This window comes from Burkholderia sp. AU33803, assembly GCF_002223095.1.
In the GTDB taxonomy this organism is placed as follows: domain Bacteria; phylum Pseudomonadota; class Gammaproteobacteria; order Burkholderiales; family Burkholderiaceae; genus Burkholderia.
Genome location: NZ_NKFJ01000005.1, coordinates 154,674 through 173,173, shown reverse-complemented (window position 1 = coordinate 173,173; position 18,500 = coordinate 154,674). Strand labels below are relative to the sequence as shown.

The 18,500-nt window shown below is 60.6% G+C and carries 21 protein-coding genes and 1 tRNA gene; 2 read left to right on the top strand and 20 right to left on the bottom strand.

Annotated features, from left to right (window positions below):
- Window positions 1-14 precede the first annotated feature (14 nt).
- From CFB41_RS12625 to CFB41_RS12540, 20 genes are all read right to left on the bottom strand, one after another.
- Window positions 15-581, bottom strand: a complete 567-nt coding sequence (locus CFB41_RS12625) for a hypothetical protein (protein WP_089456711.1) — start codon at window positions 579-581, stop codon at window positions 15-17.
- 304 nt (window positions 582-885) lie between these two features.
- Entirely contained in the window at window positions 886-2,637 is a 1,752-nt protein-coding gene (locus CFB41_RS12620; RefSeq protein ID WP_089456710.1) for a phage tail tip lysozyme, read from the bottom strand.
- An 86-nt stretch (window positions 2,638-2,723) separates the two neighbouring features.
- Entirely contained in the window at window positions 2,724-4,172 is a 1,449-nt protein-coding gene (locus CFB41_RS37320) for a hypothetical protein (RefSeq protein ID WP_144029915.1), read from the bottom strand.
- Window positions 4,173-4,324: 152 nt separating this feature from the next.
- Complete coding sequence (locus CFB41_RS12615) at window positions 4,325-5,287, bottom strand: hypothetical protein (protein WP_089456709.1); 963 nt, start codon at window positions 5,285-5,287, stop codon at window positions 4,325-4,327.
- A 437-nt stretch (window positions 5,288-5,724) separates the two neighbouring features.
- Window positions 5,725-6,474, bottom strand: coding sequence for a transcriptional regulator domain-containing protein (locus CFB41_RS12605; protein ID WP_089456707.1), 750 nt, complete (start codon window positions 6,472-6,474; stop codon window positions 5,725-5,727).
- Window positions 6,475-6,615: 141 nt separating this feature from the next.
- Complete coding sequence (locus CFB41_RS12600) at window positions 6,616-6,993, bottom strand: single-stranded DNA-binding protein (protein WP_089457184.1); 378 nt, start codon at window positions 6,991-6,993, stop codon at window positions 6,616-6,618.
- A 174-nt stretch (window positions 6,994-7,167) separates the two neighbouring features.
- Window positions 7,168-7,656 carry a hypothetical protein gene (locus tag CFB41_RS12595; protein ID WP_089456706.1) on the bottom strand — a complete coding sequence of 163 codons (489 nt, stop codon included), beginning with the start codon at window positions 7,654-7,656 and terminating at the stop codon, window positions 7,168-7,170.
- Complete coding sequence (locus tag CFB41_RS12590; protein WP_089456705.1) at window positions 7,653-10,043, bottom strand: AAA family ATPase; 2,391 nt, start codon at window positions 10,041-10,043, stop codon at window positions 7,653-7,655. Before CFB41_RS12590 ends, CFB41_RS12595 begins: the two co-directional genes overlap by 4 nt.
- Window positions 10,043-10,441, bottom strand: coding sequence for a hypothetical protein (locus CFB41_RS12585; protein ID WP_105771254.1), 399 nt, complete (start codon window positions 10,439-10,441; stop codon window positions 10,043-10,045). Before CFB41_RS12585 ends, CFB41_RS12590 begins: the two co-directional genes overlap by 1 nt.
- Window positions 10,434-10,646 (bottom strand): hypothetical protein, encoded by a 213-nt coding sequence (locus tag CFB41_RS12580; protein ID WP_089456703.1) that lies wholly within the window; start codon window positions 10,644-10,646, stop codon window positions 10,434-10,436. Before CFB41_RS12580 ends, CFB41_RS12585 begins: the two co-directional genes overlap by 8 nt.
- Window positions 10,639-10,938: a hypothetical protein gene (locus CFB41_RS37315; protein WP_105771255.1), complete on the bottom strand. Its 300-nt coding sequence runs from the start codon at window positions 10,936-10,938 to the stop codon at window positions 10,639-10,641. The genes CFB41_RS12580 and CFB41_RS37315 overlap by 8 nt, the downstream gene beginning before the upstream one ends.
- Window positions 10,935-11,177 carry a hypothetical protein gene (locus CFB41_RS12575; RefSeq protein WP_105771256.1) on the bottom strand — a complete coding sequence of 81 codons (243 nt, stop codon included), beginning with the start codon at window positions 11,175-11,177 and terminating at the stop codon, window positions 10,935-10,937. Before CFB41_RS12575 ends, CFB41_RS37315 begins: the two co-directional genes overlap by 4 nt.
- Before the next feature lie 107 nt (window positions 11,178-11,284).
- Window positions 11,285-11,548 carry a transcriptional regulator gene (locus CFB41_RS12570; protein WP_089456701.1) on the bottom strand — a complete coding sequence of 88 codons (264 nt, stop codon included), beginning with the start codon at window positions 11,546-11,548 and terminating at the stop codon, window positions 11,285-11,287.
- Between the two features lie 150 nt (window positions 11,549-11,698).
- Window positions 11,699-11,935: a transcriptional coactivator p15/PC4 family protein gene (locus tag CFB41_RS12565; RefSeq protein WP_089456700.1), complete on the bottom strand. Its 237-nt coding sequence runs from the start codon at window positions 11,933-11,935 to the stop codon at window positions 11,699-11,701.
- A complete protein-coding gene (locus tag CFB41_RS12560; protein WP_089456699.1) occupies window positions 11,932-12,654 on the bottom strand; it encodes a Rha family transcriptional regulator in 723 nt (240 codons plus the stop codon). Before CFB41_RS12560 ends, CFB41_RS12565 begins: the two co-directional genes overlap by 4 nt.
- A gap of 3 nt (window positions 12,655-12,657) precedes the next feature.
- Window positions 12,658-12,918: an AlpA family transcriptional regulator gene (locus tag CFB41_RS12555; RefSeq protein ID WP_089457183.1), complete on the bottom strand. Its 261-nt coding sequence runs from the start codon at window positions 12,916-12,918 to the stop codon at window positions 12,658-12,660.
- A gap of 104 nt (window positions 12,919-13,022) precedes the next feature.
- Window positions 13,023-13,784 (bottom strand): hypothetical protein, encoded by a 762-nt coding sequence (locus CFB41_RS37310; RefSeq protein WP_144029914.1) that lies wholly within the window; start codon window positions 13,782-13,784, stop codon window positions 13,023-13,025.
- Window positions 13,785-13,793: 9 nt separating this feature from the next.
- Window positions 13,794-15,011 (bottom strand): integrase arm-type DNA-binding domain-containing protein, encoded by a 1,218-nt coding sequence (locus CFB41_RS12550; protein WP_089456698.1) that lies wholly within the window; start codon window positions 15,009-15,011, stop codon window positions 13,794-13,796.
- A 175-nt stretch (window positions 15,012-15,186) separates the two neighbouring features.
- Window positions 15,187-15,261 (bottom strand) — tRNA-Arg (locus CFB41_RS12545).
- 157 nt (window positions 15,262-15,418) lie between these two features.
- Window positions 15,419-15,601, bottom strand: a complete 183-nt coding sequence (locus CFB41_RS12540; RefSeq protein ID WP_006398668.1) for a rubredoxin — start codon at window positions 15,599-15,601, stop codon at window positions 15,419-15,421.
- A 199-nt stretch (window positions 15,602-15,800) separates the two neighbouring features.
- On the opposite strand from CFB41_RS12540, the gene CFB41_RS12535 reads away from it, so the two are divergent.
- Both CFB41_RS12535 and CFB41_RS12530 read left to right on the top strand, forming a co-directional pair.
- The gene (locus CFB41_RS12535; protein ID WP_089440739.1) at window positions 15,801-16,205 is read left to right on the top strand and encodes a DUF4399 domain-containing protein; all 405 of its coding nucleotides are present in this window, start codon (window positions 15,801-15,803) and stop codon (window positions 16,203-16,205) included.
- Between the two features lie 273 nt (window positions 16,206-16,478).
- A complete protein-coding gene (locus CFB41_RS12530) occupies window positions 16,479-18,464 on the top strand; it encodes an ATP-binding cassette domain-containing protein (RefSeq protein ID WP_373558617.1) in 1,986 nt (661 codons plus the stop codon).
- The last annotated feature ends 36 nt before the right edge of the window (window positions 18,465-18,500 follow it).

Here is an 18,500-nt window from a genome sequence, read left to right as displayed (position 1 = left end):
AGTGCGTCAAACGATCAACGATCCTCGCTGAACTGAACCTCTGGCTCCCCCAGTTGTGCAATCTGCTTGTGGACATGGGCGACCAGCACCGAGGTGATCTTGTCGGCCTCAATTCCGAGTTCGGAGGCAATCAGTGGCCCGACCTTCGCCGGCCAGTTGAGCCACGCATCGCGCTGAGCCCGGAACTCCTCGAAGAGGACCGTGCTCGCGGTATCGAGCTCCACCAGGGCGCCGGACTTCTTCTCGAAGTCGAGGCGATGCAGTAGGGCGAGATAGACCTCCTTGATGCGTCTGGCTTCGTCGAAGCTCGTAGCGTCAACGTCGATCTCGCCGGTGAGGCGTTCAGCGGCCTGGTCGAGGGATTCGCCGGGCTGGATCTCGATGTCGACCACCGCATCCTTACCCGCACCGGGCTGAACGGGTGAGCCTCCGCGCCGAACCCGGCCGAGCCGAGCCAGAGACGCATCGACGTCGACGCGCGTGCCCTGCATGACCAGTTTGCCCTCGCGCTTCCAGTTGAGCACGGCTTGTCGTGACACGCCGCACAAGTCCGCAAATTCCGACTGCTTCATGAATGCCATGTTGATTTCCTCTGGCAAGGTGCGGCCGGCACGGCCGCGAAATTGGGTGCTCGAGTTCATTCGCCCGTCAATTTGTCAACCTGCTGTCAACCAACTTGACAGAATTTCGCCGGTCACCGCCCGCATAAAGTTCTTTTCGTTTCATGAGCTTAAGCCTGTTTTGTCAAGCGATAGAGTTTCCCTATCGATGATTTTGTCAACCAAATCCGGAAGTTTGTAGCTGGTGGAAATCCGCGAGTCATTCGTCCCGCCCGTCCGCGTTTTCGTTTCCAGGACCCGGCCTCAGGCCGGCCTTCGTTGGGCATCACGGGCCCATGAGCAACGAGTGACCGATTTGACCGGTTGCCATGACCTCGCCGTTCGAGTGCACGCTCGCGCGCGTGCCGTGCGGCGCACCTGGCATATGGATCGTGACCTCGAGTTTTTGCGTCGTATAGCTCGACCGTACCGCCGAATCAATCTCAGCTGCTATCTGCCCGCGTCGGTACTCTTCCCGCGGATCCTTCGGACGCTCATACAGTCGCGACACAACCCCACCAGAACCCACTGGTGAGTCTTGTGCCATAAGTTGGATGCCGGCCTGCTGCGCCCCCTTATCCGGACCGTAGCGGAGTTCGTGGTCGACATAGTCAAGTTGTTGCTCGAGCGTCGATTTGCGAATGTCGATGCCGAAAAGTTTCTTGAACGCAGCCTGGCGATCTTCGTGCCACTGTGCGATTCCGTACGCGTGCCCGTTGTCACCGACGGCACGCGGGTTATATCCACTTTCCGGCCATAGGCTCGCGGCAATGCCGGCCGATTGCGCTCGAGTCCATCCCTTCATCATGAAGTACTTGACGACATTGGGTGTCATGGGGTCTTTCGCGGCGCCGTTTCGGCGTTTTGCCCCAATCGGATCACCGTCCCATACGTCTCCGGGCTGCGTCAGGCGCGTATCGCCTTCGCCCTGATTTAGCCCCTGGCTATATACCAGACCGAGAGCTCCGGCGACGATCGGATTAGCCGCCAGCGGCATCAGAATCGTGGAGAGCGTTGTTGCCTTCCCAATTAGGGATGCAAGTCCAGCGATCGGTCCTGCGAACGTGACAGCCGCTACGGCCAGCCCGATTCCCTTGACGCCTCCGAGCGCCTCGCCAACACCAGCGATCGATTTCGCGGTCTTGTCCCAGTCGACGTTGTCGATCCAATGCGCGATCTTCGGGCCGTAATCGTCAGCAAGACGCGCGAACTCATCGACAGCTCGGCCAAGCGCCGGCGCGAGAGCCGATCCGATCGAATTTTTCAGTTTGTCGACCGACGCGTCGAGCGAGATCATCGACTGATTGAATTTCTCGCCCTGCGCGATCTGCTCCGGCGACATCGTCGCGTGCAATTCATCGAACTTCGCGACGAATTGGTCGATCGTGCCGCGGCGAATCATCGCCTGAATACCGCCGAGCCCGAAAATGTCGAGGAACTTACGCTGCGCCTGCGTATTCGTGATCTTCGAAGCCGCCGACGCCACATCATGAAGGCCGCGCACGACGTCGATCGTGCCGTCCTTCAGGCGATGTATGCCGATCCCCTTGTCGGAGAGCACGCCTGCCACGAAGTTGTTACGGCCAGCCGACGCGTCCTCGAACGCGTCGCCGAGCGACTGCATGCTGCTCGTCATTGCGTCGGCAGACAGGCCCGCGACGCGCGCTGCACCGCGATAGCGCTGCAAGTCGGTCGTCGTGACGCCGATCACGCTCGACGTATTGGCAATTTCAGAAGCAGCACGGCCCCAGCTGGTCGCAAACGCGGCGATCCCTGCCACACTTCCAACGCCAACGATCGCCGCGAGAGGCGGCGCAATCGATGCGACGCTGCGCGCGACGGTCTGCGCCGACTTACCGACCGATTCGAATTTCTTGCCGACCTGGTCGAGACCCGTCTCTTTGTTGAAAGCTGCTACCGACGACTTGACGTCTGCGATCGGCTTTGTGAGCTTTGCGATCGAATCGTTGACGCGTCGTGCTACTGCCGTCGCCTTGTCTGTCGCGTTTATGACGATGTTGAATGAATTCGCGGCCATTGTTGGCTTTCCTTATGATGCGCCGTGCGTTCCCCAATCAGCTACGACGCCTGTAACGAGAACGCGAACGCCAGCAACTACCGACGTTAGTGCGCCGTCCACGACGAACCGTTGCAATACACTGGGATTGATACGCTGCCGCCGCCCGTGAGATTGCCGTTATAGGTCGGTGCAGTTGCGTCCGAGACGGCATACATCAGGCCTCTTTGACTGGCTCCGCAAGTCGGCAGTGTTGCCACGGTCGTCACGGGGAGTTGAATCGTGTTCGATGCCGTGCAGCGACCTCCAGACCCATTGCAGTACACGTAGCCGGTCAGCGATGCCTGAATCATGTAGCCGTTGTTGACGACATCCGATCCAGTCGAACCGCCGACATTCAGCAAGCTGCCATCACTTGCGTTATTAATTTGGACGCCGGTATCCGTGAAATGGATAAAGCCACCGGTCGTGGTCGCCGAACTGGTGATCTTTCCAGCTGTACCCGCAGTCCCCCATTGGATGCCACCACCCGGGGTATTCTGGGGGAGCGCGATGGCCTGCTTCGTGAAGCCTGCGGTTGAACCCGACAGATCGAAACCATAGGCGAGCGACACATTCGGATTCGACGCCTGAAGTAACGTCCCACCCGAGGTAATCGGCCAGTTTTGGGGGTAGCCTTGCGGATTCTCGCCGAACTGGATGCCAACCTGGAACCCGTCCGCGGTATTGCCGGAGTCAACGACTATCGCTAAGGCTGCGTCCTCGATGGTTCCGTGTGTGGTTGCGCCGCCGGACAAATTCTCCCCAGCGATTCTCCAACCGTTGCGGATAGCCACGGGCCCATGTGTCTCAACATCAGCTTCTCCTCCGACAGCCGCACCCACCGTTCCAGTGAGGCCAGCGGGAACCAATGCCCGGGGATTCATGCCGGTGTAATTTCCAGCACCGCTGCCTCCTGCTACGGCCAGACCACTAATTCCCACACAGGACTTGTTCGCCAGCGTCGCATTACACGTTTGGATCGCCGCCATACCGATCCGGTCACCAGTGCCACCTGACAACTGGGTGGCGTTTAGAAAAAAGCCATAGTGCGTTGCGTAGGACTGGGTGTAGTTCAATGACTCGGAAATGTTGAGGTTGATGGTTGGGGTGTTATCGTTGTTCGATCGACCGACATCGTTGATCGACTGTAGGCCGTTGACCGTGAACGGATTGTTATAGGTGCTGGCAATGGTCGGCGACGTCGACAAGACGACAGAACCTGAGCCAGTCGCCGCGGTAGCTCCGGTACCTCCCGAGCCAACTGGAAGCGGCGACGAAAGCCCTGCGATAGTGCCGCCCGTGATTGCTACATTCGGACTTGTCAGGGTCGGCACCGTCAGCGGGCCGGTGAGCGCACCGCCCGAGCGCGGCAGTACGTTCGAGAACGCTTGGTTAAGTTGAGCGGCTGTGAGGACTTGTCCGCTGACAAATTGCGAATATGCGGCAGACGTCCAGAGGAGAGGGAATGCGAGCACGAGCCCTGTTTTAATGGCGCTAGAGAGCAATTTCTTCATGGTGACTTAAACTCCTAAATTTAACGAGAGGATACTGCCGCCTGCCGCGTTAGAACCCAGCCCGGAGAGGCTGGGAGAGGTCCCGCTTCCAAAAGCATCAGCAGTTGCCGGTGTTACAGCCCACCGCCGGCTGGGGCCCAGAGTTCAATCCCTCACTGCTCGGCGGACTGCTGCGCGTCGGTGATCGCGGCGGTCATGTTCATTTCCTGAACCTCTTTCCACGACCGAACGCCACCTGAATGCCCCTTGATTACGTATGGCTCGGCGAGAGCCTCCTCTACCGTTTTCATGCGAACTGGCGGGTCTCCTTGCATTTCACGGAACGGCGGACGGCCGCCGATGGGAGATCCTTTAATCTCGTATGGTTTGGCAGGCGGTTTCGGAGGCTGGAATTTCGGGTGGACGCGACATTTCTGCTCCATGTCGACTATTGGCTTAAGGGTTGAGGCGATGGCCTGGGCGTCGACGTCGTCGGCGGGAAGTTGAAGTAGGTCGCCCCCCTCGATCGACCAGCCGCCAAACGAAATCGGGACCATTGTGGCAATGGCAGGATCGACGACTTTCATGGCGCCGAGGTATTCCCGCATGAAGCCGTCTGGAAGATTGGCGCAGATGGCTCGCGCCTGACTTACGACCTTGGCCAAGTGGCCTACTGCTGAGAGCAGTTGCTCTGAGAAGACCGGAATGAGGTCTTTCGCCATAGCAGCCGCAGCTTTCTTGATTTCGGCGCGGGCAGATTCGATCGCAATATCCGCAGCTGCGGCTTCCGCGTGGAGAACAGGCTGTACGCGCTCGCAGCGATCAAGTTCCGATTGTGCTGCCACTAGGGTCTCGCGCGCTTTGTCGACCTGCTTCTTAAGTCGCGCCTCTTCCTGTCGTTTGTCTGGGTCGAGAACTGCTCGTGTTTCCGCGAGCAAATGCTCCTTCTCAAGTTCGGTGAGCTCCGCAGTCGATCGCTCGATTTCAGCGGCGAAACGCGCTTTCTCTTCATGTAAGCGGCGAACCGCGAAGACTACGTTCTCTTGAGCAGCGAGTGCGGCCTGAGCATTTGCGAGGGCAGCCGTGACTTCCGGTGTAAAGCCGATCGAGCTTGCCAGTGATTGAACCTTCGGCATGGGATTATCCTTTGGTGGGGGAGTGAGGAACGTCGTAGCTGCTCTGAAGAAGCGATCGGCTAGGCTCCAAGCGCGCGCCGCAGCGCGCCTACGTTGAACCGAACCGATCGACCGAATTTCTTGGGCTGGGGCAGGTCGCCGCTCTTTACCCTGCGATCGATGGACGATCGCGAAATGCCGAGGAGCGATTCGACGACCGCGGGCCCAACGTATGCTTCGTCGGTGAGATCGGAAAATCGGGGGGCTGGCGTTACGCGGGACGGTGCGAGCGCTTTTGACACGTCAGGTCTCCTGGCGAGAACCTGACGCGGTTGCGTATTCTGGAAGCGTCAGGATGTCTCGCGAACGTTGAGATGCAACCTGACGAAGATGGTATGAAGGGGGGGGGAGTTCGGCATAGGAAAGATAAGGCGATAGGCTTATCTAGGGCGCGCTGTTCACCGTTCCGGTATCAACAGGAGTGCCCTGTATCCCTGCATCGACAATTGCTCGGCCTCCTTACGCCAATTGTCGACGCTCTTGCTGGCTAACCACCCGTTGCCTTTGCTGTTTTCGATGTGGGGCAGTAGGACCGCGGCTAGCTCGCCGCGTTTCGTGCCGGATTCATAGCCATCGAGAACACGTAGATAGTCTCGGTAGCTCTCGAAGCGTCGGCGTTTTTTCTCGAATGACTCGATCAGTCCCGTTTGAATTCTTTTCTCGCTCTCGATCTTGTAATGTTCGCGCACCTGGTCGAGCTGGTCGTCAAGTGAGCGGCTTAGATCGATGGCGATTGCCATGTAGCGGGGATCCGCAAAATCGAATCCGTCATTCGGAAATACCAAGACACCAGCCATGTCGATCCAGCGATGGGTTAGCTGGTTGTGATCGGTGCCGGGGTCTGCGATCTGCGCCAGTCCCCACTTGCGTCCGTACCAATTCGCAAGGGGTGTCTCGATCTTTCTATGTTGACCTGTCGGTGACCTGATTTCCTCAACGTGCTGATAGCGCTTGTCGACGAGAAACGACGCCTTTTCCTGCGGCGAGAGGTTGGCATATCTATCGGCATACTCGCCGATCTTGGAGCGGAACTCCGCCCAATCTTGGGTGTATTTCGGATTTCGCCGAAGGAACTCCCACGCCCAGACGCGAGGCGACGTCGTCTCGACGGATGGATATTCATCGGCGTTGCGCCAATTCGGTCTCATTGATCGCGCCTCTATACGCGCCCTATCGAATAAGGAGCTGCTCCCGGCGAGAGGATAGAGGGACTCTCGGTTTCGCCCCGCCGGGCTAGGTGCAGCGTGATCGATAACGAGTTCTTGGATGGCGTTTACAAGCTCCTCACCTCACAGGGGATCATCTTGGTTACCGTCGGCGTGAGAGTCTTGAGGCGCTGATTCGCCGCTTATCACCTGCCGCTTGCGCTGCACGTGATAAGCCGTCAGAAGCCCGTGAGCAACCATATCGAGCGCTGGTTTCACGGTGCCATTCTTGTCAGTCCACACCTTCGGCGTGAGCGCTCCTGAGAGCGATACGCTATCCGCGTCTCCGAGAGCAAGTAATGCGGTCTGCACGTCGTCGTTGAACGCGATCACGTTCACGAACAGTGTTTCACCGTCGCCGGCAGTCGCACGCACCTTGCAGGTCACGAATCGCTTTCCATTCTGTCCTGTCCCGATCTGGGCTTCGCCGTAGAGGCGGCCACTTACCAAGCCGTCGATCATCATTTACCCCCTGGTCGTGTGTCGCGTTGAGTGGTGCTCTGCCACAGGATAGAGCTCCGCAGCAATCGCCGCGGCAGCTTCCGTGAGCGTGTAGAAGTGCATGAGTACCTCAAATCGAAAATCGGAATCGGCCGGCCCGGGGCCGGCTAGCCGAATGAGTGAGCAATCAGTGGATTATCGGTCGAACTTCCATGCTCGCCGGCTCGCTGCCTGCCTGGCTTCCGCCTCGAGTCGAGCAACCCGAAGCCGCTCACGGAAGTGTGCGAGATCCGGACGCAACGTCGAGGGAGGTTGGCGCTCGATAGCCCCGATGACGATGTCGTAATCATCGTCGGGCCAGCGCTCAAGCTGCGCGAGCTCGTCGACGACGTCGAATAGCTCCCGCTGCATCGATTGCAGTTGTTCCGGATCGAGAGCGGGCATCCAAGGCAAATACAGGCCGCCATCCGAAGAGCACAGCGCGCCAATGCAGTCAGCCGGGATTTGCTGACAACCGTCCGTAGCGGCGAGCAGGTACGCCATGATTTCCGGCTTGCGCGCAGCGATCTCCGGCTTGATTGCTGCGATCGCATCGGGCGGCCCCTTCATTTTCACAACGTCTCCCGCGACGCTCAGACGTATGCCCAGCGATCTGGCTTTGCTCAAAATCGCAACAATGCTCATACGTCGTCCTCCAGTTCGGCCGCCGCCGCGACATCACCATCAAGTCCGCAGTCTGAGGCGGCCTGCGGACTTGATTGCGGAGTTGATTCCCTTGATGGGTAAGGGTTTGCCGTCAAGTCCGCAACTCCGCAATGATTTCCAGAGTGTGCGGAGTTGACTGGAGATTGCGGACATGTGGCGACAATGCCGGCAACTCCGTCAACCGACTGCGGACTTGCGGACTTGGCTTCTGAGCCTTGCTGGACAAGGGATTCAACTCCGCAATCGTCTTTGCGGACTTGGATTCCTTGCGGACTTGAGACGATCTGCGATTGCGGAGTTGAATCACCGTACTTGGCGTCGTGATTATCCCAAATCCACCCCCAATCCTTGCCGTGCTTCACTGCTCGGATTTTATTGCCGGCCTTAACCTCGGCAGCCTTGGCAGCTTCCACCATGCGCCAGCTCACGCCTTCTGCCTGGGCCGCCGCTTTCATCTCCTTGGTGCTCATGAAGGGCGTCAGCCACTCATAGAGCATGGAACGAGCGCGCTCGAACTTCGATTCGCGCTCTCCCTGCTCCTCGGCGTCCTGATCGTCTGCCTCTAACTCGTGGAGTATTTCGCGCGCCGATCCGTCGAGCGGCTTACCCCAGGTAAGCCGGCTCAATGCAAGGCCGTCTTGTGCATCGAGCATCTCGATTGCATATTCGAAGCCTCCCGAGTCGCTGGCAATGTTGCATTTCGATTTGGCGAGGATCCGGCGGTCGGACATGTCATCCTTGCCAGCCACCAGAATCATCCGGGCAGCGGCTCCGAACGCCTGCGAACCGAGAATGCGCTCGGTCGGCGACGAGCCCTTTGATCCCTTCGAGAAGTGGGTAATGCCGAGGATTGCGCACCCGCACGAGGCCCCGAGATCGATCAGCGGTTGAAGCGATTTACGAACATCGCCGGATTTGTGAGAGTCGCCACTCACCACGCTGATGATCGGATCGAGGACAAGCATGCTCACACCGCCGATCTGCTCGATACGTTCGGCCAGAATTGGGACGTCGCGACTCGGATCGAATGGCTCGAGGGTGCCGTCGTCATTGGTGATTGTTTCCGCGAAAAACACGCGTTTGAGATCGGCACCTTCTGCCATGAGGCGAGGAACGAGCGTATCGGCGAGTCCATCCTCGCCGGTCCAGATCAAAATGTTTCCCGGCTCCTTGCAGTGCGTGCCGTCCGGCCAGTCCGCTCCATTCGAAATCGCGGCGGACAAGGAAATGGCGATCGTCGTCTTGCCGCACCCTGATTGCCCAGCGAGAATCGATAGTTTTCCGGCGGGCAGCCAGCCAGGCCAGAGCCAGTGAATGGGCTCCGGGACGATGTCGGCAGCGCAGGTCAAGTTGACAGTCCGTGCTGTGCGTTTTTTGGGGACGGCGCCGCTCGGCGCAACCGCAGTGTCAACGCAGCGCCGAACCGCCTCGAGTCCATTGAGGCAGTGCAGATCATTGAAATCCGATGCGTGGCCCGGGCGATCATGACCGAAGTCAGGCACAGCCAGCAAAGCGTCGACCGCGCGCGCAGCCTCGGACGCCTTGTTCATGCCTGGATTACCGGCCGTTACCGTGTCGTCGTCCGCACAGATCACGATACGCAGCTGAGGATGCTTTTTGCGCCAGGCGCGCGCGACGTTCGGGACGTTACCGGCATTCATAGCCGCAGCGACGGGATAACCCGTTGCTTCGTGAAGCGAACAGGCCGTCGCGTAGCCCTCGCAGATCAGCAGCGGTGTCTTGCCAGTCGACTTGACTCCGGCACTGACCGCGACGAAACACCCGCTGATTCGGCCACCGGCCTGGAAGGTTTTGTGACCATCCGGTTGGATGTATTGCGCGGAGTGGTGCTCGCCGTCAATGTCCTGCAGCTTGAGGACGAGCTGGGCGCGCAGTTGCTTCGCTGCGTAGGGCTTGATCCGCTTCGCGCGGACGTAGGCGTGGTCCGCATGAACAGTCCCGGCCTTCTCCCAGAGATTGCGTGCCTTGGTGGCCGCTTCTGCCTGAGTCTGTTGATGGATCTCGGCCGCGGCAGCCGCTTCACGCTCGCGCTCAACTCGGCGGCGTTCGCGCTCGTCGGCCGACAGCGGGATCATGGGCTCGCTTTCACGGTAGCCATGCTCGATCGCCCGCTTGAATAGGCTGGCGATCGTGATGCCGCCCGAGCGAAACGATTTCCAGACCGATTTCGCATCGTTCTCGCGGTAGCTTGATGCCGAGCGTGACCAGTCGTCCCAGAAATCGAATCCGGCTTCGCCCAGCTCGGCCTTTAACGCCATGCCCATCAGCACCCACGTATCGCGGTCATCCGCTGGCACATGACTTAGTGCCGCGCGGATGCGTTCTTCTTCTGCATGTACGCTCATTAAACCTCCTCGAGCGCTGAGGACTGCTCAGGGATCCGTACACGACGAGATTTGCCTGTCGCGAGCTTCTCAGTCATCCGAGCGCGGAGCACAGAATCCGACTCGCTTCCGATGTATGCGAGCTGTCCAATCACTTTGACCTCGTCGGCGATGCGATACAGCAGCGCCGCCTGGTCGGAATCCTGAAGCTCGCCGCATTGCGGTTTGCCTTCGAAGCCGCGGTCGCGCTCGATCAAACCGCCGATCGCCGCAATGTGCGAGCTGAGTTCCAAAGCCGCGTGCGCGGCCTCGTCTGCAGCTCCGGACAGGTATTCCAGGCCCTCATCAGATGCAGTGGTCGCATCGAAGTGGTCCCAAAGGAAGGCGAGCACGCCTGCGGCATTAGGTTGCTTAGACATGGTGAACCTCCAGCTTAGCGATTTTTCCCATCGTGGCTGCATAGCCACTCGCGATCTCTTGCCCGAGATTGGCTAGGTGATACGCGTAGCAATCGGAGTCAAGCTCACTACGGATCGCATGGAACATTGCTTCGAGTTGCTCGAGTTGCTGGATGGCCGTCGACGCGAATGGTGCAGTCGGATGAATTGCTGCAACGTTAGACATGGGCCACCTCACCGTGAACGATTGCTGTAGCAATGCGACGTGCGAATGCGACGTTGAAGGCCGTCCGGCGATCCTCGTCGGACAGCGCCGGTGCCAACCCGCCTAGCAAGTTCGCGAAGCGGTGATCACGGAAGTCGGCCATGCTCCGCGCGGACTGCCCTAGCCAAAGCTCAGCCGCCCGAGATCCGGCACGAACGAAAAGCGGAAATTGCAGGCTGGCGGCAAGGGACTGTTCAACGCCTGCCGAATCGCGCAGCGATGCGCGGACAATTTCGAGAATTGACGAGTTCATGCGCGCACCTCCGCAGCTTTGCGGTCGGTGCGGGAGGCAGCTTCGATGCGACGCTTGAACGAGCGCTCGAACGCAGCGTGGCAATTGGTGTAGCAGGGGATACGGCCTAGGCCGGCGACGAGGTTGTCGAACGCCGCCCGACACCACTGGTTCGGGCGCGCGGTCGGGCGGATCTTCAGCCAATGTTCCGCGGCGCGGATACCGGCGAGTTCGAACAGATCAGGAGTGACGGTGGTCACAGGCTTCGACGTCCGACCGTTGCGCCAAGCGCTCGGCACGATGTCGAGCGGATCGACCGATTGAGTGAGGGTATTCGGGATGGCGGCAGCGAACGCGCCGCCGGTCGTTACTCGCTGTCCAAGTCGATCGTCGCGCCGACCTCGCGCATTCGATTCAAGATTCGGTCGAGCGTTTTCGCATCCAGCTCGAGCCGAGCCATCGCGAAGAACAAAATGTGCGGACTGATTTCGCGCGGAGTCTCTCCGCCCGTGTACTTCCGCCATTGTCGCCCACCCTGCACGCCGAACAGATCCGCCATCTGCGCGCTGCTGAGCTGCAGGGTTTGCTTCAACTGCTCCAGATCGCTGGGAGTCGGTGGGGTATATCGCATGGGAGATAGGGCGGCCCAAGGCCTCCCAGAACGGGTACGTCATTTGTCGGATCCTCTCGGCTGTGGTGGGCCGCGCGAGAGCGCAGCCGCTGATGCACAAGATAGGCCCAAAAGCCCTATCTGTCAAGATCGATTTCTTTTGATTTGCCATCAGCGCATCCCCGCCGGATCCGCCGCTTGCGCAGCCAAGCGGAGTGCCTGCATGACTTCGCCGACCTGATCGGGACGCAGCGAGACGCCGGCACGGCCCGGTTTCCATTCGCCGTGTTCAGCGGCGAACCAGATCCGGAGATCAACGAGGACGCGGCCGCGGTACTCACCCACGGTTACGCGGAGGCGCTCCGAATCAGAGCGACGCAGGTCGAGGAATTCGGTGGAGTGGCTCATTGCGCGCCCCCGAGCAGACGGCCAGCCATAGAGGCGTATTCCTCCGCAGCCTGCTTGGCTGCGCGGTAGGCACCGCGGTGATCGTCGCCGGCGCCCATCGAACGCTGCAACGATGCGCGGATTACCTCCTGCGTGGCCGTCAGGATTGCCCTCTGGGTCGGATTCAACGATCGACGCTCGCCGGCCCGCAAGCCGCAAACCTTGTTGGCGAGCTTGTTGACGTTGCAGTGGAACACCTCATCGCCGGCCATGCTCCCTGCCTCGTGCGCGCGTCGGGCCATCTCTGCCACTTCGTCGTGCAGTGCGTGATAGCTTGGCAGGTACACGCCGTCATGGAGGGCTTGGCGGCTGCGAGCGTCACGAAACGCAATGACCAGACGCAGTTTCAGCGCACGTACGCGGTCGGTGTTGCGGCTATAGGCTAAGAGCAGGTAGCACTGGTCTTCATTCAACAACGCGAAGCGCTCCGGGCGGCCGCCGACCGATCCCGAGAGGGGTTTAGCGGTTTCAAACCGCAGAACCCCCAATGCGTCGAAATCACCGCTATAGCCCTCAAGCAATTCGCGGACATGCTTGTGAGAGTTGCCGAGGTGTTCTGCCAGCACGCGGCTATCGACGCGCGATTCGCCGCGTGACTGCTGGAGGGTGAGTGCGGTAAGCTGGCGCTGTTCGACGGCGCTCGATTCGGCTTTGCTGGGTCGGGCGTTTTCTTTTTTCATGGCTCAGCCCTCCACCCGGTAGTTCGATGGGTCGGCGAGCCAGCGGTGAATTTCGCGATTCGGCCATGCGATGCAACGCTGCGAACCCAGTTGCACGCGGCGCGGGAAGCGGCCGGCGATCTCACGCTGACGGATGGACTCGCGGGAGAGGGGGACCAAGCGACTCAGATCCGCCCAACGGGAGTAACCGTCGAGCGGGAGCCCCTGGGGTGCCGGGTTGAGCGGGCCGGCATTGGGTGGAAGTGACGGTGCTTTGGCAACCATGTTGTAACCTCGCAAAAGGTTGTTGAACATGGTTCCCGATTATTGTCATATCTTGGGAGGAGGCCAGTCAAAGCGCGAACTAAAGTAAATTATTTTCGGACGTTTTAGTTAGCGCATCGCTTCTTCCATGCAGCGCCTAGCGCAGTGTTGGTGACCTCGGTGAGCGGATTGTTGATTTGGGCGATATACGCAATTGCAGCGTGCTGGGGCGCTGTCAAGCGAGAGTTTAGCGATGCGAGAACTGCAACGTAGGCTTGCGTCGCTGCGTCATGGCTATCTGGTTGTCCGTATGGATATTTTGCTGCGGGATCTGCAAGCGTCAGCAACTTCTCTAAATGAAACAGCGCCGCACGGAGAGTCCTATTAGATGCCTGGAATGCTTGTGCTTCTTTGGCTGCCTCCCCGCCGGTTGCGCTTGCGTCACTTAATAGGTTACGAAAGTTGTTGTCGCCACCGGAGAAGAGAAAAGTGCGAATCTCGTGGACCTGATCCGCGAGTTCGTGGTAGCGCTTACGCTCATATTTAACCGAAATGTCTTTGGTGCCATGTTTTCGGACGCCGGTTAAAAGCGGGAATGGATTGCGCTGCGCCGTATCTGGCAGCACCAGGAAAAGTGCCAGAAGTTGCTCTTCAGAGACGGAAAATTTCTCGAGAGTTCTCCACCGTCTCCTGAGTTGATCGTCCTCTTCGGGGTGTGCCTCCCAGAACGAGCGAAAGCGGCGACCGCGTTCAATCACGCGAAGTGAGCGAGGGGTAGCATTGTGGCAACATTCGGCCAAGTGAGCGGCAATCACCGTAGGGAAATGGCACTCGGCCCAGTAACTGGGATCGATCTCACGCGATTCTGTTATGCGAGCCGGCTTCATGACATTGATTTATCGATTAGTGGCAGTAATCGGAACAACCAAGGTATCGGATTTCAGATTTTCGAGATGGTCACCCCAGTGCTGCATCATCTTGCGGCGCTCAGGTAAATACTCGGCGTGAACGTAGGCGGCAGTGACCTGGTTGCGTTCCGCGTGCGCCATCTGGCGCTCGACGACGTCGCGGCTGTATCCCAGTTCACGCAGTGCTGTTGCAGCAAGGCCGCGGAAGCCGTGCCCGGTCATGCGCGATTTATAACCCATCCGATACAGGGCATACAGCATCGTGTTGTTTGAGATGTGACTGCGGCCCTGCACGCTGTAGAACACGAACCGATGCTGGCCGTTGATCGCGCGGAGCTGGGCGAGCACATCGAGCGCCTGTCGAGAAAGGGGCACAATGTGTGGATCGCGCATTTTCATGCGCTCCGCTGGCACCCGCCACTCCCCAGCATCGACATCGATCTCGGGCCATTCGGCCTGGATCATTTCCTTTGTCCGCACGAACGTCAACGCCATGAACCGCAATGCGAGCCGGGTGACCAGATCGCCCGAGTATTCGTCAATGTCGCGCATGAGCTGCGGGATCTCGGTAGCTTTCACTCGCGCCATATGCTGGACGCCGGTGCTTTTCTTCAAAACTGTTTCGGCGTCGATGTCGGCCGCCGGATTTCGAGTGCAGCGGCCGGTCACGATGCCGTACTGAAACACGGCACGCGAACGCTGCAGCACCCGCTTGGCCGTCTCGCGAACGCCGCGAGATTCGACAGTGCGAATAATCGCGAGCAGTTCCGGAGCATCGATGCTTGCGATAGGGCGGGTGCCGAGCCGAGGAAATACATCGACTTCGAGGCAGTTGATGACCTTGCCTGCATACACGTCGGACCATCCGCCGCGTTGAGTCTCAAACCATTCGCGCGCGACGAGTTCGAACGAGCTGGCAGCGGCCAACTGCGCAGCCCGCTTGTCAGCTTTCTTGGCTTCGCTTGGATCGAGGCCTGCGGCAAGCTTTTCGCGCGCGTTATCACGTCGACCGCGCGCATCAGCGAGCGATACGTCCGGATATGTGCCGAGCGCCAGGCTCTTTTCTTTGCCGTCGATGCGGTATTTGAAAATCCAACGTTTCCCGCCGGCCGGTGTGATGAGGAGCAGTAGTCCGCCGCCGTCATAAAGCTTCTGCTGCTTCTCCGCGGGCTTTGCTGTGCGGACCTTGAGGTCTGTGAGCGCCATGTGCTGGTGCCTCGGGGGTTGTCTGAAGGGGGTGTTTTGCGAAGCCCCCAAAACAACCCCTAGACGGGGGTTGTTTCCACTGGCGGTCGCTGGTGGAAGTTTGCAACAAAAAACCCCGCACAGCCAAGCGTGACGGGGTTTATGTGGCGAAGCTGGTGAAACTTTGGAGGCTCTCTGGTCCCCCCGACAGGAATCGAACCTGTATCTAGCGCTTAGGAGGCGCTTGTTCTATCCATTGAACTACGGGGAGCGCCATGTCCGGGGAAAACGCAGAAAGACGCGAACCGGACGGCAGTGTGGACAGCGCGCAGAGTATAGCAAACGCGCAGCGCGTCGGCGGGGCGGAATGCACGCCGACGCGCGTGATCGCGTCATCACCCGCGATCGGAAATCAGCGCGTCAGCGAATCAGAAATCGACGACGACGAAATCTTCCTTGCCCACATCGCACAGCGGGCAGCGCCAGTCGGCGGGAATGTCGGCGAAGCGGGTGCCGGGCGCGATGCCTTCGTCGGGCAGCCCTTCCGCTTCGTTGTAGACCCACCCGCAAATCAGGCAGACCCAGCTCTGGTATTCGGTTACTTCACTCATGTAGCACTCGGGAAAATGGAAATCCGGTGATGCCGTTCGCGGCGTGGCCAGCGGACGAAAGGCGCAATGGTACCGGAATTTCGTCGAACGGCTCCGCAACGTCGTTTTAAACGTACGCATCGCGAACAACGCGACCGAAACACGCCTGCCCTGCGTGCGGTGTATGCTTCCGGGGCTGTCCAATCATAAGGAGAATGCGATGCTGAACAGAAAGTGGATCGCAGGTGCGGTATGCGTGGCGGCGATGGCCGTGTCGACGATGGCGCGGGCCGAGGCGCGCGTGTATTTCGAAGCGCCGAGCGAAGGCGCGACGGTGTCGAACCCGGTGCATGTGAAGTTCGGGCTTGAAGGGATGGAGCTTCGACCGGCCGGCGACAACACGCCGAATACTGGCCATCATCACCTGCTGATCGACGGCCGGCCGATTCCGAAGGGCGACGTGATTCCCGCGAGCGAGCGTTCGCTGCACTTCGGCAAGGCACAGACCGAAACCGACATCAATCTGCCGCCCGGCCAGCACACGCTGACGCTGCAGTTGGGCGACGGCGTGCACCGCTCGTACGGCCCCGAATTGAGCTCGACGATCACGATCAACGTGAAGTAATCGCATGTGCCGCGTACGGGCGCCCGAGGCGTCCGGCGCGGAATGGTCGATCGGCCGGCTGCAGGCCTCCGGCCGACGTTGGCCCTTTCGCTCGGAATTCGCGGCCGGCGTCCGCTACCGGCAGCCGGCCGCGCTCGGCGCGCCATCGCATCGCGTCGCTGCGCGTCGATCGCCGCCTGCCGGCCGCCAAAAGCACGTCCCAACCCGCCTCCCAACCCGTTTGCCGGCCTTATCCGTCCGGCCATGCCGGTAACGCCGCCCGCGACCGGTACAATGGGCGCTTCCGATTCCTCTCTTCGCCGTCTCCCCATGTCGCTCTATTCCATTTCCGGCGCGCAGCTCGCGTTCGGTCACGTCGCGTTGCTCGATCACGCGGATTTCTCGCTGGAAGCCGGCGAGCGCGTCGGCCTGATCGGCCGCAACGGCGCGGGCAAGTCGTCGCTGCTGAAGATCGTCGCCGGGCTCGCGAAGCCCGACGACGGGCTCGTCACGCGCCAGCAGGAACTCGTGACCGTCTACGTGCCGCAGGAGCCCGAATTCGAGCCGGGCGCGACGGTGTTCGATGCAGTGGCATCGGGGCTCGCGCACACACGCGAACTGCTCGAGGAATACGATTCGATCGCGCACCGCCTCGCGGATATCCCCGAAGGCGTCGAGCACGATGCGCTGCTCGCGCGGATGAACGCGCTGCAGTCGTCGCTCGATGCGCACGACGCGTGGAACTGGCGCACGCGCGTGTCGATGACGCTCGCGCAGATCGGCCTGGCGGACGTCGATGCACCCGTCGATGCGTTGTCGGGCGGGATGCAAAAGCGCGTCGCGCTGGCGCGCGCGCTGGTGCTGCAGCCCGACGTGCTGCTGCTCGACGAGCCGACCAACCACCTCGACTTCGACGGCATCCGCTGGCTGGAAGAGCTGCTCGTCGCGCAGCGCGCGGGCCTGTTGTTCATCACGCACGATCGCGCGTTCCTCGACCGCGTCGCGACGCGCATCGTCGATCTCGATCGCGGCCGGCTGCTGTCGTACCCGGGCAATTTCTCCGCGTACCAGACGCGCAAGGCGCAGCAGCTCGAAATCGAGCGCGTGGAAAACGAGAAGTTCGACAAGCTGCTCGCGCAGGAAGAAGTGTGGATCCGCAAGGGCGTCGAAGCGCGCCGCACGCGCAGCGTCGGCCGCATCGCGCGGCTCGTGCAGATGCGCAACGAGCGCGCGGAGCGCCGCAACACGCTGGGCAACGTGAAGCTGGATGTCGCGCAGGGCGAGAAGTCCGGCAAGATCGTCGCCGAACTGACCGACGTGACGAAGCGCTACGGCGGCCGCGCGGTCGTCGATCGCTTCTCGACGACGGTGATGCGCGGCGACAAGATCGGCTTCATCGGCCCGAACGGCGCCGGCAAGACGACGCTGCTCAAGCTGATTCTCGGCGAACTGAAGCCCGACGAAGGCACGGTGCGCATCGGCACCAACCTGCAGGTCGCGTATTTCGACCAGATGCGCGCGCAGCTCGACCAGGAGAAGAGCCTCGCGGATACGATCAGCCCCGGCAGCGAATGGGTCGAGATCGGCGGCGTGCGCAAGCACGTGATGAGCTATCTCGGCGATTTCCTGTTCGCGCCGGAACGCGCGCGGTCGCCGGTGAAGTCGCTGTCGGGCGGCGAGCGCAACCGGCTGCTGCTCGCGCGCCTGTTCGCGCGTCCGGCCAACGTGCTGGTGCTCGACGAACCGACCAACGACCTCGACATCCAGACGCTCGAACTGCTCGAGGAGCTGCTGGCCGACTATGACGGCACGGTGCTGCTCGTCAGCCACGATCGCGCGTTCCTCGACAACGTCGTGACGTCGGTGATCGCGGCCGAGGGCGACGGCAAGTGGCGCGAATACGTGGGCGGCTTCAGCGACTGGCAGATCCAGAGCGCGCGCGCCGATCAGCTCGCGCAGCAGGAAGCCGCGAAGCGTGCGGTCAAGGAAGCCGCGCCGGTGAAGGAAGAGGCGGCGAAAAGCGCCGCGGGCCGTAACACGCAACGCACGGTGAAGCTGTCGTTCAACGAGCAGCGCGAACTCGATGCGCTGCCGGAGAAGATCGCAGCGCTGGAAGAGGAGCAGAAGACGATCAATGCGCGGCTCGAAGACGGCTCGATTTTCGCGAAGGATCCGCAGGAAGGCACGCGCCTGACCGAGCGGTTCGCGGCGATCGACGACGAATTGCTCGAAGCGCTCGAACGGTGGGAAACGCTCGAGGCGAAGCGCAAGCCCGCGTAAAACGCAGGCGCGTCGCGCGGCCGGCGGCCGCTGCGC

Bases quoted from the DNA above. Each gene is read 5' to 3' on its own strand.
- CFB41_RS37315 (WP_105771255.1), bottom strand. From the start codon at position 10,938: ATGAACTCGTCAATTCTCGAAATTGTCCGCGCATCGCTGCGCGATTCG.
- CFB41_RS37310 (WP_144029914.1), bottom strand. From the start codon at position 13,784: ATGAAGCCGGCTCGCATAACAGAATCGCGTGAGATCGATCCCAGTTAC.
- CFB41_RS12550 (WP_089456698.1), bottom strand. From the start codon at position 15,011: ATGGCGCTCACAGACCTCAAGGTCCGCACAGCAAAGCCCGCGGAGAAG.
- CFB41_RS12530 (WP_373558617.1), top strand. From the start codon at position 16,479: ATGGGCGCTTCCGATTCCTCTCTTCGCCGTCTCCCCATGTCGCTCTAT.
- CFB41_RS12615 (WP_089456709.1), bottom strand. From the start codon at position 5,287: ATGCCGAAGGTTCAATCACTGGCAAGCTCGATCGGCTTTACACCGGAA.
- CFB41_RS12595 (WP_089456706.1), bottom strand. From the start codon at position 7,656: ATGAGCATTGTTGCGATTTTGAGCAAAGCCAGATCGCTGGGCATACGT.
- CFB41_RS12625 (WP_089456711.1), bottom strand. From the start codon at position 581: ATGGCATTCATGAAGCAGTCGGAATTTGCGGACTTGTGCGGCGTGTCA.
- CFB41_RS12540 (WP_006398668.1), bottom strand. From the start codon at position 15,601: ATGAGTGAAGTAACCGAATACCAGAGCTGGGTCTGCCTGATTTGCGGG.
- CFB41_RS12605 (WP_089456707.1), bottom strand. From the start codon at position 6,474: ATGAGACCGAATTGGCGCAACGCCGATGAATATCCATCCGTCGAGACG.
- CFB41_RS12590 (WP_089456705.1), bottom strand. From the start codon at position 10,043: ATGAGCGTACATGCAGAAGAAGAACGCATCCGCGCGGCACTAAGTCAT.
- CFB41_RS12600 (WP_089457184.1), bottom strand. From the start codon at position 6,993: ATGATCGACGGCTTGGTAAGTGGCCGCCTCTACGGCGAAGCCCAGATC.
- CFB41_RS12570 (WP_089456701.1), bottom strand. From the start codon at position 11,548: ATGCGATATACCCCACCGACTCCCAGCGATCTGGAGCAGTTGAAGCAA.
- CFB41_RS37320 (WP_144029915.1), bottom strand. From the start codon at position 4,172: ATGAAGAAATTGCTCTCTAGCGCCATTAAAACAGGGCTCGTGCTCGCA.
- CFB41_RS12535 (WP_089440739.1), top strand. From the start codon at position 15,801: ATGCTGAACAGAAAGTGGATCGCAGGTGCGGTATGCGTGGCGGCGATG.
- CFB41_RS12580 (WP_089456703.1), bottom strand. From the start codon at position 10,646: ATGTCTAACGTTGCAGCAATTCATCCGACTGCACCATTCGCGTCGACG.
- CFB41_RS12585 (WP_105771254.1), bottom strand. From the start codon at position 10,441: ATGTCTAAGCAACCTAATGCCGCAGGCGTGCTCGCCTTCCTTTGGGAC.
- CFB41_RS12565 (WP_089456700.1), bottom strand. From the start codon at position 11,935: ATGAGCCACTCCACCGAATTCCTCGACCTGCGTCGCTCTGATTCGGAG.
- CFB41_RS12555 (WP_089457183.1), bottom strand. From the start codon at position 12,918: ATGGTTGCCAAAGCACCGTCACTTCCACCCAATGCCGGCCCGCTCAAC.
- CFB41_RS12560 (WP_089456699.1), bottom strand. From the start codon at position 12,654: ATGAAAAAAGAAAACGCCCGACCCAGCAAAGCCGAATCGAGCGCCGTC.
- CFB41_RS12620 (WP_089456710.1), bottom strand. From the start codon at position 2,637: ATGGCCGCGAATTCATTCAACATCGTCATAAACGCGACAGACAAGGCG.